The 12,512-nt window shown below is 63.2% G+C and carries 13 protein-coding genes; 7 read left to right on the forward strand and 6 right to left on the reverse strand.

Going from position 1 to position 12,512, the window contains the following annotated elements; translation table 11 throughout:
• The first annotated feature begins 3 nt into the window (after nt 1–3).
• The 7 genes from C7443_RS18755 to C7443_RS18785 all read left to right on the forward strand — a co-directional run bounded on the left by C7443_RS18755 (nt 4) and on the right by C7443_RS18785 (nt 7,206).
• Entirely contained in the window at nt 4–114 is a 111-nt protein-coding gene (locus C7443_RS18755) for an SDR family oxidoreductase (protein ID WP_281279431.1), read from the forward strand.
• A gap of 314 nt (nt 115–428) precedes the next feature.
• Nucleotides 429–1,811 carry a GntP family permease gene (locus C7443_RS18760; protein WP_211346211.1) on the forward strand — a complete coding sequence of 461 codons (1,383 nt, stop codon included), beginning with the start codon at nt 429–431 and terminating at the stop codon, nt 1,809–1,811.
• 14 nt (nt 1,812–1,825) lie between these two features.
• The gene (locus tag C7443_RS18765) at nt 1,826–2,347 is read left to right on the forward strand and encodes a universal stress protein (protein ID WP_110020450.1); all 522 of its coding nucleotides are present in this window, start codon (nt 1,826–1,828) and stop codon (nt 2,345–2,347) included.
• A gap of 45 nt (nt 2,348–2,392) precedes the next feature.
• Nucleotides 2,393–4,387 carry an acyl CoA:acetate/3-ketoacid CoA transferase gene (locus tag C7443_RS18770; protein ID WP_110020452.1) on the forward strand — a complete coding sequence of 665 codons (1,995 nt, stop codon included), beginning with the start codon at nt 2,393–2,395 and terminating at the stop codon, nt 4,385–4,387.
• A 38-nt stretch (nt 4,388–4,425) separates the two neighbouring features.
• Nucleotides 4,426–5,289 carry a flagellar motor stator protein MotA gene (gene motA / locus C7443_RS18775; RefSeq protein WP_110020454.1) on the forward strand — a complete coding sequence of 288 codons (864 nt, stop codon included), beginning with the start codon at nt 4,426–4,428 and terminating at the stop codon, nt 5,287–5,289.
• Between the two features lie 24 nt (nt 5,290–5,313).
• Nucleotides 5,314–6,375, forward strand: coding sequence for a flagellar motor protein MotB (motB, locus tag C7443_RS18780; RefSeq protein ID WP_110020456.1), 1,062 nt, complete (start codon nt 5,314–5,316; stop codon nt 6,373–6,375).
• 33 nt (nt 6,376–6,408) lie between these two features.
• A complete protein-coding gene (locus C7443_RS18785) occupies nt 6,409–7,206 on the forward strand; it encodes a methyltransferase domain-containing protein (protein ID WP_110020458.1) in 798 nt (265 codons plus the stop codon).
• Between the two features lie 3 nt (nt 7,207–7,209).
• Here the strand turns inward: C7443_RS18785 and C7443_RS18790 are convergent, their stop codons facing one another.
• The 6 genes from C7443_RS18790 to C7443_RS18815 form a co-directional block, all read right to left on the reverse strand.
• Nucleotides 7,210–7,665 carry a universal stress protein gene (locus tag C7443_RS18790; protein WP_110020459.1) on the reverse strand — a complete coding sequence of 152 codons (456 nt, stop codon included), beginning with the start codon at nt 7,663–7,665 and terminating at the stop codon, nt 7,210–7,212.
• 39 nt (nt 7,666–7,704) lie between these two features.
• Nucleotides 7,705–8,181: an arsenate reductase ArsC gene (locus C7443_RS18795; protein WP_110020461.1), complete on the reverse strand. Its 477-nt coding sequence runs from the start codon at nt 8,179–8,181 to the stop codon at nt 7,705–7,707.
• Nucleotides 8,182–8,327: 146 nt separating this feature from the next.
• On the reverse strand, nt 8,328–8,762 hold the full coding sequence (locus tag C7443_RS18800; RefSeq protein ID WP_110020462.1) for a tetratricopeptide repeat protein: 435 nt from the start codon (nt 8,760–8,762) through the stop codon (nt 8,328–8,330).
• The gene (gene mepA, locus C7443_RS18805; RefSeq protein WP_110020464.1) at nt 8,726–9,574 is read right to left on the reverse strand and encodes a penicillin-insensitive murein endopeptidase; all 849 of its coding nucleotides are present in this window, start codon (nt 9,572–9,574) and stop codon (nt 8,726–8,728) included. The genes C7443_RS18800 and mepA overlap by 37 nt, the downstream gene beginning before the upstream one ends.
• A gap of 114 nt (nt 9,575–9,688) precedes the next feature.
• A complete protein-coding gene (locus C7443_RS18810) occupies nt 9,689–11,194 on the reverse strand; it encodes a SpoVR family protein (protein ID WP_110020465.1) in 1,506 nt (501 codons plus the stop codon).
• Complete coding sequence (locus C7443_RS18815; RefSeq protein ID WP_110020467.1) at nt 11,191–12,456, reverse strand: YeaH/YhbH family protein; 1,266 nt, start codon at nt 12,454–12,456, stop codon at nt 11,191–11,193. Before C7443_RS18815 ends, C7443_RS18810 begins: the two co-directional genes overlap by 4 nt.
• Between the last annotated feature and the right edge of the window lie 56 nt (nt 12,457–12,512).

Below are 12,512 nucleotides of genomic sequence, written 5' to 3' on the forward strand. Positions count from 1 at the left end.
CGGCTGGGCACGCCGGAGGACATCGCGCGTACGCTGGTGTTTTTGACGGACGAAGAGGCGAGCTTCATCACGGGCGCTGATCTGTACGTCAATGGTGGTCTCTACATCCACTGAGCGAGTGTCTCGGTGTCGATGAAAGGCCGGCCCGGAAGGGCCGGCTTTTTTTATGTCTGATTATTAAGACAGTGTCCGGGTTGTCGGACATTGTTAGAAATTTTTAATCAAAAGCATTATTTAACTAATCTGAATCATCGCACTGTCTGGAATGGCAGACACTGTGGTCGCCTGTCTGAACGTTATTTCTTTATTTTTTTATATATAAATCAATTAATTAGTCTCTTTTGACACGTTGGCATGCCGCTTGAGACGGAATCGGCACGTCCCTTCGAGGGGCGACACACCAATGATCTGGAGGAGACACCATCGTGATCGGCATTCTGGGCATCGTGCTCTCGCTCGCCCTGTTGATCGTTCTGGCCTACCGCGGCTGGAACGTCATTTTCATCGCGCCGCTGTGTGCGGGCGTCGCCCTGCTGTTCAACTGGCAGGAGGCGCCGCTGCTGGCGACCTATTCGCAGGTCTACATGCCCGCCATGGGCAACTTCCTGGCGAAGTTCTTCCCGCTGTTCCTGCTCGGCGCCGTGTTCGGCAAGCTGATGGAGGATTCCGGTGCGGCGAAGGCCATCGCCCTCGGCATCGTGCGCCTGATCGGCGCCGAGCGGGCGATCCTCGCCGTGGTGCTGGCCTGCGCGATCCTCACCTATGGCGGTGTGTCGCTGTTCGTCGTCGCCTTCTCGGTCTACCCGATCGCCATGCAGCTGTTCCGCTCGGCGCAGATCCCCAAGCGCTTGATTCCCGGTGCGATCGCCCTCGGTTCATTCACCTTCACGATGACCGCGCTGCCCGGCACGCCGGCGATCCAGAACGCCATCCCGATGCCGTTCTTTCACACCACGCCGTTCGCGGCGCCCGGCATGGGCATCATCGCCGGTCTGTTCATGCTGGTCTGCGGCCAGCTGTGGCTGAGCCGTCGGGCGGCGCTGGCGCGCACGGCCGGCGAGGGGTATGGCGAGCATCACGACGTCATCGTCGAGGAGGACAACCGCGATCTGCCGAACGTCTGGCTGGCGCTGCTGCCGCTGGCCTCGGTGATCGCGCTCAATGCGCTGTTCACCTACGTGGTGATCCCGGCGATGGACACTGGTTATCTGGCGATGCCGAAGTTCGGCAAGGTGTCCCTGCCGGCGGTGCTCGGTGTCTGGGCGATCATCGCGGCGATGGCGATCGCGGTGCTGCTGGTGGTGCTGCTCAACCTGAGCCGTTTTCGCGATGTGCGGGCCTCGATCACCGAGGGCACGCTGGGGTCGCTGCTGCCGGTGTGCAATACCGCGGCGGAGGTCGGCTATGGCGCGGTGATTTCCGGCCTCGGTGCGTTCATCGCCTTCCGTGAAACCCTGAAATCGGTGGTCGGTGATCCGCTGGTGTCGGTGGCGGTCGTCGTCAACACTCTGGCGGGCCTGACCGGCTCGGCATCTGGTGGCCTGTCGCTGACGCTGCAGGCGATGGGCGAGTACTACCGCAACGCCGCACTGGCGGCCGGTATCGATCCGGAAGTCATGCACCGCGTGGCGACGCTGGCCTCCGGCGGCCTCGACGCCCTGCCGCACAACGGTGCCGTCATCACGCTGCTGGCGATTACCCGTCTGACGCACAAGGATTCCTACAAGGACATCCTGTTCTGCGCCGTGGTCTTCCCGGTGCTGTCGGGCTTTCTGGTGGTCGGGCTCAATGCTGTGTTCGGCACCTTCTGAGCGGAGGGTTCAGCGTGGACGACAAGGTTTATCAACACATGATGTTCGCCGTCGATTTCGACGCCGAAGGGACGCCGGCGCTGGTCGAGCGCGTCGCTGCGCTGCGCGCGCTGTGCGGGGCCCGCTTGAGCCTGCTGCACGTCGTCGATGTACGCGGCCTGCATGGCAGTCAGGACAGTGCCGTGCTGCTGTCGCATCACCACGACGATCTGCCGGCCGAGGCCAGCAACAACATCACCGACAGCGCTGCCCTGGTGCCGCACGAGGAGGATGCCCTGACCGATGCCGCACACGCCTTCCTTGAGAGCATCCGGATGCGGCTGGCGGTGGCGCCCGGGGATTGCCACGTCGTCGAGTCCGACTCGGTGCGCGATGCGATCGTTGCGCAGGCACAGACGCTGGCGGCCGACCTGATCATGCTCGGTCATGGGGATCGCCACTGGTTCGCCTGGTTTGGTGATCACACGGCCGAGCGGGTCGTGCACCGGGCGCACTGCGATGTGCTGGTGCTGCATCTCGGCGATGACACCCACTAGAACGAGGTGACGGCACCCGCCAGCGGGTGCCGGGAGGAGGTTTTGATGAAAAGTGCGCAACATCCCCTGCTGCAGGGGCGCACCGTGGCACCGAAGGGCAAGATCGTCAGCGCCGACGAGGCGGTGCGTCTGCTCGCCGACGGCGACACGCTGGCTACCGGCGGTTTCGTCGGCATCGGCTTCGCCGAGGAGCTCGCCATCGCCCTGGAGCGGCGTTTCCTGGAGACCGGCGCGCCGCATGATCTGCGGCTGGTCTACGCCGGCGGCCAGGGGGACGGCAGCGAGCGCGGGCTCAATCATCTCGGTCACGAAGGACTGGTCGGCAGCGTCATCGGTGGCCACTGGGGGCTGGTGCCGAAGCTGCAGCGTTTGGCCATCGCCGAGAAGATCGCCGCCTGGAATCTGCCGCAGGGCGTCATTTCGCATCTGTTCCGCGATATCGCCGCCGGCAAGCCGGGCACGCTGACGCGGGTGGGGTTGGGTACCTTCGTCGATCCGCAGTTCGGCGGCGGCAAGATCAATGCGCGCTGCACCGAGGATCTGGTGCGGCGCCTGCCGATCGACGGCGAGGATTACCTGCTCTACAAGGCGTTTCCGATCAACGCCTGCTTCCTGCGCGGTACCACGGCCGATGCCGACGGCAACGTGACGATGGAAAAGGAAGCCCTGACGCTGGAGTCGCTGGCCATCGCCATGGCAACGCACAACAGCGGCGGCATCGTCATCGTGCAGGTCGAGCGCATCGCCGAGCGCGGCACGCTGTCCGGGCGGCAGGTGAAGATCCCGGGGGTGTTCGTCGATTGCGTGGTCGTCGCCGATCCGCGCAATCACATGCAGACCTTCGCCGAAAGCTACAACCCGGGCTTTTCCGGCGAGATCCGTGTACCAGTGGCCGGGCAGGCGCCGATGGAGCTCAACGAACGCAAGCTGATCGCCCGCCGTGCCGCCTTCGAGCTGCGCCCCAACGCGATCGTCAACCTCGGCATCGGCATGCCCGAGGGTATCGCTGCCGTCGCCAACGAGGAGCATGTACTCGATGCCGTGACGATGACGGCGGAGCCGGGCGTGATCGGCGGGCTGCCGGCCTCCGGGCTCAACTTCGGTGCTGCCGTCAACACGCAGGCGATCATCGACCAGCCGTCGCAGTTCGATTTCTACGACGGTGGCGGCCTGGACGTCGCTTTCCTCGGCCTGGCTCAGGCGGATGCCGAGGGCAATCTCAACGTCAGCCGCTTCGGCCCGCGCCTCGCCGGTGCCGGCGGCTTCATCAACATCAGCCAGAACGCCAAATGCGTGGTGTTCGTCGGTACCTTCACTGCGGGCGGCTTGCGCGTCGCTGTCGACAACGGTGAGCTGCGCATCCTGCAGGAAGGCCGCGAGCGCAAGTTCGTCGCAGCCGTCGAACAGCGTACCTACGCCGGGCGACTGGCGGCGCTGCGCGGCCAGCCGGCGTTGTACATCACCGAGCGCTGCGTGTTCAGGCTGACGCCCGACGGCCTGGAGCTGATCGAGATTGCTCCCGGCATCGATGTCGAACGCGACGTGCTCGCGCACATGGACTTCGCGCCGCTGATGCCGCAGCCGCCGCGGCTGATGGATGCACGCATCTTCCGCGAACAGCCGATGGGGCTGCGCGAGCTGCTCACGGTGACGCCGCTGGCGGAGCGTTTCAGCTATTACCCGGGGCAGAATCTGTTCTTCGTCGATTTCGGCGGATACCATGTCGATACGCTCGAAGACGTCGAAACGATCCGCGCAGCCGTCGTATCCCGCCTGCAGGGGCTGGGGCACAAAGTCTTCGCAATCGTCAATTACGACGACTTCACGATCACCCCGGACGTGTTCGATGCTTACGTCAGCATGGTGAAGGGGCTCGTCGAGCGTTTTTATCTTGGCGTCACCCGATACACCGCGAACGCATTTCTGCGGATGAAGCTGGGTCGAGCCCTGGCCGAGCGCCAGCTTGCGCCCTCTCTGTTCGACAACCAGCAGGAAGCGCGTGCGCAACTCGGGGTCACTGATTTGCACCCGCCACGGTGATGCGGCGGGCGGTTCCAGGCCTGCACTGAAGGGAACGCATGTTCGTCATCATCGGCTACGTGCTCATCATCGCCTGCCTGCTGGGCGGATTCACCGTGGCCGGCGGCCACATCGGCGTGCTCTGGCAGCCCGTCGAAGTCATGATCATCGTCGGTGCGGCGGTCGGCGCATTCGTGGTCGGCAACAGCATGACCGTGCTCAAGCAGACTGGCGGAGCACTCGGCGCCTGCTTCAAAGGCGCCAAGTACACGCAGTCGCTGTACATGGAAACGCTGACGCTGCTCTACCTGATCTTTGCCAAGATCCGCAAGGAAGGACTGCTGGCGCTGCAGTCGGACATCGATGAGCCGCACAACAGCAAGCTCTTCGAGCAGGCGCCGGCGGTGCTGCACGATCACCACGCCGTGGAGTTCATCACCGACTACCTGCGTCTGCTGTCGTCCGGCAACATCGAGCTCAACCAGCTCGAAAACCTGATGGACCTCGACATCGAAACCCATCACCACGAAGGCGATCGGCCGATCAAGTCGATCCAGAACTTTGCCGACGGTCTGCCGGCCTTCGGTATCGTGGCGGCAGTGCTGGGCGTCGTGCACACGATGGAATCGGTGGGTATTCCGCCTGCCGAGCTGGGCAAGCTGATCGCGGCGGCGCTGGTCGGTACCTTCCTCGGTATCCTGCTGGCGTACGGTTTCGTCGGTCCGCTGGGCAGCCTGCTGACGCAGAAGCTCGACGAGTCGACCAAGTACTACCAGGCAATCAAGGCGGCGTTCATCGCCAACCTCAATGGTTACGACCCGATGGCCTCGGTCGAGTTTGCGCGCAAGGTGATGTACTCCACGGAGCGTCCCGGCTTCACCGAAATGGAGAAGCACATCCAGGCAGCGCGCAAGGCCAAGTGACGATGACGGTGTCGGAGTAACGCCATGTCGGAACAGCGGCCGATCGTCATCAAGAAGATCAAGAAGGGGCATGGCGGCCATCACGGCGGCGCCTGGAAGCTCGCCTACGCCGACTTCGTCACGGCGATGATGGCGTTCTTCCTGCTGATGTGGCTGCTGGGCTCGACGACCAAGGGCAATCTGCAGGGCATCGCCGAGTATTTCCAGAATCCGTTCAAGGTGTCGATGAGCGGCGGTGAGGGCTCCGGTGATGCCGTCAGCGTACTCAAGGGCGGTGGTGAAGACCTCACGCGCGCGGTCGGACAGGTCAAGCGCACCAATGAAGGCACTCGTGTGATGGTCGCCAAGGGGAATGAGGACATCACCGGTAAGCTGCGCGACCTCAAAACCAAACTCGAAGGCAAAATCGGCGTCAGTCCGACCCTGCGCCGCTATAAGGATCAGCTGCGGCTGGAACTGACCCGCGAAGGTCTACGCATTCAGATCGTCGATGCCGAAAACCGGCCGATGTTTGCCGTCGGCAGCGCTCAGATGCAGCCGTACGTCAAGGATATCCTCAAGGAAATTGCACCGGTCATCAACGAGTTGCCGAACGCCATCAGCATCTCTGGCTACACTGATGCGCGGCCGTTCGCCGGCGCTCAGCGTGGTTACAGCAACTGGGAACTGTCGGCCGATCGCGCCAATACTGCCCGTCGCGAACTGCTCGATGCAGGCTTGCAGGAGAACAAAGTGCTGCGCGTGGTCGGTTTTGCCGACAGTGTGCCGCTGGTCAAAGATGACCCCATGGCTGATATCAATCGGCGCATTGCCATTGTGGTGATGAATCAGGAGTCGGAAGCGGCCGTGCGCGCCGATCTTGGCGAGCGGGTCAACGTCGACAGCAATACCGACGTCAAGCCGGAGCTGATCGACCCCGAACACAATCCGCCTGCGAGGACATCGGCTCCTGCAGCGGGTGATGCAGCAGCACATGCGCCGGTACCTTCGGGGACAGCCACATCGCCGGCCTTGCCGGCACGCCCCAGCATCGTACCGCCGCCGTTGCCGCCGGGTCTGGTACCTGCCAGGCCGGCCGAGCGATGAGCGTGCAGGAGCCGCCCGATCGGCGCCGTGTCGATGGCCTTGGCTGATACGCAACGCTGGCCGCCACTGCTGCTGGCTGTGCTGGCTCAGGGTTTGGCGTTGCTTGGCGTCTTGCTGGCGCAATCCTTGGCAATTTACCTGTTTGCCCAGCCGGCGGATTTCTACGTCCTGCTGTTCGTGCAGGGTGTCACGGCTGCGGTGATTGGTGTGCGTTTGGGGCTGCCGCGCTGGTGGGTGCCGATTCAGATCGCATTTCTGCCGCTGCTGGTCGGAGCGCTGCGACTCGATTTGCCGCCACTGCTGTGGCTGGCAGGTGCTGCTCTACTGTTATTGCTGTTTCGCAATACTACCGTCGGACGGGTGCCGCTGTTTCTCTCCGGACCGGTGGCCTGGCGTGCCGTGGGGGAATGGCTGCCGAGCGAGGGGCGTTTCATTGATCTGGGCTGCGGCGTCGGTGGATTGCTGCTGGATCTGGCCAAGCGGTTTCCACAAGCCCGCATCGAGGGCATCGAGTCGGCACCGCTGCCCTGGCTCATCGCGCGACTGCGCAGCGTCGGTCGGCATAATGTCGAAGTGCGCTTCGCCGATCTGTGGCATCAGGATCTGGCGTCTTACGATCTTGTTTTCTGCTTCCTGTCGCCACAGCCGATGCTGGCGCTCTGGCTCAAGGCGCGCGCCGAAATGCAGCCGGGAGCCCTGTTCGTGAGTCTCGAATTCGATGTGCCGGGGGAGGTGCCGTCAGCCAGCATCGCGCTGGCCGACGGCCGCACCCTGCGTCTGTGGCGGATTCCCGCGACAGATGCGGATGGCGCTGCGCGCGCAAGTAGCTGATACCTAACCGGCTAGTTGCTCGGCACTCAGGCGGACGGCAAGCACGTCGCACGGCGCGCCATGCAACACGGCGTTGGCCGTTGAGCCAAGCAGCAGGGCCAGACCGTGCCGGCCATGGCTGCCGACGACGATGAGATCGGCGCCGACCTCCGTGGCGGTCTGCACGACGCCTTCCTTGGTGGATACGGCGTTGATGACGCGCAGTTCGGCATCATTCAGACCGATTTCGTCCGCCAGCTTGGCGAGGGCTTCACGGGCTTCGCGCATCAGCGTCTCATCTGGCAGTTCCGGCAGCAGCGGCATGAGCTCGTAACCTGCACTGACGTTGATCTCCTCGACCACGTGTACCAGCGTGATGCGGGCGCCGTAGCGGCTGGCAATTTCCCTGGCGCGCGCGCCGGCCTGGCGCGCCTCCGGCGCAAAGTCCGTCGCAAACAGTACGTGACAGTAGTCCTGCATGGCTGGCTTCCTCGCTGAATGCACCTGTGGCGTTCGGGTTCAAACGACGGCAGGGCGTTGGTCGTGGGCCACCAAACCGGCGGCGGCGAGCCGATGATGCTCCATCTCGACCCAGCCGCGCAGCCGGATCGCCAGTTCCGTCAGCAGGTGCTTCATGTCGGTCAGTCGGCTGGCCGGATCGCTATCGGCCTCGGTGGGGTCGGGAAAATCCCAGTGCACATGACGCCAGTCACCCGGGAAGTCCGGCAGATTTTCCCGCGAACGGTCACACAAGGTGATGACGTAGTCGAATTCCTGGCCGAAGTAGGTTTCGATCGGCTTGCTCAGCTGACCGGAAATATCGACCCCGGCATCCGCCAGCACCCGCTGAGCGAGCGGATCGAGTACGCCGCATTCGGTACCGGCACTGGCCACCATGAAATCCTGACCGCCGATGCGGCGCAGCAGGGCCTCGGCGATTTGCGAGCGGGCGGCATTGTGCCGGCTGACGAAAAGCACCCGCAGTGGGTAGTTCATCGGAGTCTCTCCTCATTGTGTGGGCAGCACTGCGTGGTGCCGCCGCGTTTTTCATGCATCGATCAAGATGCATATGCATTTTTAAGCACGAGCCGAGCACGGCCGCCAAGGTTGGCGGTCGATTGGGTCCGTGGAAACAGAGTTTTTCAGAGTGGCGTGCGCAGCAGCTGGCTGGTGAACGCTCTGGCGTTGATCCGGGCCGGGTCGTTCACCGGGAGCTTGCGGCCGGCGGCCTGCAAGGACTGAACGCCCAAACGTAAATGCAGCAGGCCGAGGTTGTGCTCGATGCGCGGATCGTTCGAGTACTTCAACGCCTTGCGGTAAGCGAATTCCGCTTCATCGAGCCGGTCGAGTTCGACCAGCGCATTACCCAGCTGGAACCACGGATCGGCGTTTTCCACCGGGTTGGCCATCAGGGCACTGCACTGGGCACTGACGGTCGCCTGCCCGTTCGCCGTGTCAGCGTCGGGCACCGAGGGGAAGCTGCTGCAGGCCAGCAGCCCACCGCATGCGATCGACACCCAGATCGGAGTTGTCTGCATCATCAACGTGCCGTGGGGGCCAGGAGAACACTGCTGCATTCGACAGGCAGCTCCGGCGCCGGTGGTGGCGGGGCCGGTGGCTTCGGGCGGCGTGCACCGCGTTCGATGTCGATGACCCAGCGGGCCAGGTTTTCATCGCAGCCGTCATCGGCGGGGATCGGCTTCTGCGGCTCGCAGTCGGGGCTGTCGCCCGGGCAGCGCAGGCGCACGTGAAAATGCTCGTCATGGCTCCACCACGGGCGCAGTTTCGCCAGCCAGGCCGTATCGCGTTCGCTGCGGCAGAGGTTCTGTTTGATCACGGGATTGACGAAGATGCGCTCGACTTCCGGCCGGGTGGCCGCCAGGCGCAGCAGTTCGCGTTGACGCGATCCCCAGCGCGCCGGCAGCACGCGGCCGTTGGCGGCATCGATCATCGTCAGCATCGGCAGGGATTCGCGGGCACGCGGGTCCAGCCTGCGGCCACTCGGCGCCTCGCGAAACCAGACGTCGACATCGAGGCCGATCTGGTGACTGCGATGGCCGAAGCTCATCGGGCCGCCGCGCGCCTGGCCGAGATCACCGATCAGCACCGGTCCGAGCCCGCGGGCGTCGGCTGCATGGCCGAGGTACTCAATGAAACGCAGCAGCGTCGGGTGGCCGAAATTGCGATGCCGCGACAGGCGCATGAGCTGATAGCCGTCACCGTCGATCGGCAGCGCCTGGGCGCCGGCGATGCAGCCCGCGGCGAAACCGCCGTATATGCGCGGCGCGCCCTGACTCGGTCCGTTTACCTCGCTCCATGGAGAGGCGGTTGCATTCCACGCGAGACCGGCGAGCGCGAGGGCGGAGAGGGCACGGCGTAATGGCAGCATGATCGTGTCTGGCTGGGCGGCAGCGAAGAAGCGACAGTTTAGGCGCTGGCCCGCAGAACTAAAACGCCGCGCAAGGAGCGCGGCGGGGTGGCCGGGCTGGTGCAGCGTGCCGGCTCAGTGCTTGCGCACCTCGTTGACGAGGCTGACTTTGCCCTGTTCGTCAACGGCTTCGAGACGCACGGTGAAGCCCCACAGGCGGTGGATGTGTTTGAGCACTTCGTAGGTCGTCGAGGTGTTGAGCGGACGGCGGCTGTAGACCTGATGGCGCAGAGTCAGCGAGCGGTCGCCACGATGATCGACATTCCACACCTGGATGTTGGGCTCGCGTGAGCCGAGGTTGTACTGATCCGAGAGCGCCTGACGCACGCGGCGATAACCGGCATCGTCGTGGATGGCTGCGATTTCAAGCGTTTCATCCCGATCGTCATCCAGCACCGAGAACAGCTTGAAGTCACGGATCAGCTTTGGCGACAGGTACTGCGCGATGAAGCTTTCGTCCTTGAAATTGCGCATGGCAAAGTCGAGGACCTTGATCCAGTCACTGCCGGCGATATCGGGGAACCAGGCTTTATCCTCGGCGGTGGGCTTTTCACAGATACGGCGCAGATCACTCATCATCGCGAAGCCCAGCGCGTATGGATTGATCCCCGAATAATACGGTGAGTCGAACTCCGGCTGCGCCACCACATTGGTGTGTGACTGCAGGAATTCGATCATGAAGCCGTCCGAAACCTTGCCCTGGTCATAGAGGCGGTTGAGCAGCGTGTAGTGCCAGAACGTGGCCCAGCCTTCATTCATGACCTGGGTCTGACGCTGCGGATAGAAATACTGACCGATCTTGCGCACGATGCGCACGACCTCACGCTGCCAGGACTCCAAAAGCGGGGCGTGTTTTTCAATGAAATACAGCAGGTTCTCCTGCGGCTCCGCAGGGAAGCGGTACTCCTGTGCAGTCGCCGTGGTTTCCTGCTGGATCGGAATCGTGCGCCACAGGTCGTTGACCTGCAGCTGCAGATAGGCCTCGCGTTCGCGCTGACGCTGCTGTTCCTCGGCCATCGACAGCGGAGAAGGACGTTTGTAGCGATCGACGCCGTGGTTCATCAGGGCGTGGCAGGAATCGAGCAGTTCCTCGACGGCGTCGACACCATAGCGTTCCTCGCAGCGGGCGATGTAATCGCGCGCGAAGACGAGGTAGTCAATGATCGAGTCCGCGCTGGTCCAGGTGCGGAACAGGTAATTGCCCTTGAAGAAGGAGTTGTGGCCGTAGCAGGCGTGCGCGATGACCAGCGCCTGCATCGTCATCGTGTTCTCCTCCATCAGATAGGCGATGCAGGGGTCGGAATTGATGACGATTTCATACGCCAGGCCCATCTGCCCGCGGCGGTAATGCTTTTCCGTGGAGACGAACTGCTTGCCGTATGACCAGTGGTGATAACCGATCGGCATGCCGACGGACGAGTAGGCGTCCATCATCTGCTCGGCGGTGATGACTTCAATCTGGTTGCGGTAGGTATCCAGCCCGAATTCATTGCCGGCGATCTGCGCAATCTGGCGGTCGTATTCCTCCAGCAGCGGAAAAGTCCACTCCGAGCCTTCTGAAATCAGGTGTTTGCCGCTCATGCCAGTCGCCTCTTGAAGAGTTCCCGGAACACGGGGTAGATGTCCTCGGCGCCGCCGATTTCCTGCAGGGCGAAGTGTTTGCACTGGGCCTGTACGGTCAGGTACTCCTCCCACAGACTCTGGTGGCGGTCGGGGGTGATTTCGACGTACGCGAAGTACTGTATGAAGGGCATGATCCGCTGCAGCAGGATTTCCCGACAATTGGGGGAATCGTCCTGCCAGTTGTCGCCGTCGGAGGCCTGCGCGACATAGATGTTCCAGGCGCTTGGCGAATAGCGTTCGCTGATGATGTCAGCGGTCAGGTTCAGGGCTGACGACACCACGGTGCCGCCGGTTTCCCGCGAATAGAAGAACTCCTGCTCGTCGACTTCCTTGGCCACCGTGTGGTGGCGGATGAAGACGACTTCAATGTGCTCGTAGTTGCGCGTCAGGAACAGGTACAGCAGCGTAAAGAAGCGCTTGCCGAGATCCTTGCGCTCCTGGTCCATCGAACCTGACACGTCCATCACACAGAACATCACGGCTTGTGTGGTGGGTTTTGGCTCGCGCACGCGGTTGTTGTAGCGCAGGTCGAAGGTGTCGATGAACGGGATCGCGTCGATGCGGATACGCAGGCGGCGGATTTCTTCGCGCAGGCGCTCGGCGTCGGCGCAGAGTTCTCCGTCACGCGTGACGGTTTCTTCGAGCTCGCGTTCCAGGTCGCGCAAACGCGAGCGGTACGGCGCACCGATGGCTGTGCGCCGCGCAAGGGCGCCCTTCATCGAGCGCACCACATTAATGTTGGCCGGGACGCCGGTATTCGTGTAGCCCGCGCGAACCGACTTCCACTCCGGGATCTTGGCGAGCTGCGTTTTGATCATGTCCGGCAGCGCGAGATCCTCGAAGAACAGATCGAGGAACTCGTCACGCGAGAGTTCGAAAACGAAATCGTCCTCGCCCTCGCCATCCTGGCTGGCCTGTCTGCCACCGCCGCCACCGCCGCCGCCCTGCGGGCGCTTGACCCGGTCCCCGGTGTTGAATTCCTTGTTGCCGGGGTGAATGGCTTCCCGGCGTCCGCCTGGACCATGACTGAAGACGGGCTCCGACAAATCCCGTGTCGGGATACTGACCTTTTCACCGCTGTCGACATTGGTGATGGATCGCCCCGACATCGCATCGGCCACGGCACGTTTGAGCTGGTCCTTGAAGCGGCGCAGGAATCGCTGGCGGTTGACCGCACTGCGATTCTTACCGTTGAGCCTGCGGTCGACGAGATGGGACATGGTGCAGTTCCTCGCGGGGGGCGGGGCAATCCCGGCAGGATTGCCCTCACAACGGC

Origin of the sequence: Plasticicumulans acidivorans (assembly GCF_003182095.1) — a bacterium.
In the GTDB taxonomy this organism is placed as follows: Bacteria; Pseudomonadota; Gammaproteobacteria; order Competibacterales; family Competibacteraceae; genus Plasticicumulans; species Plasticicumulans acidivorans.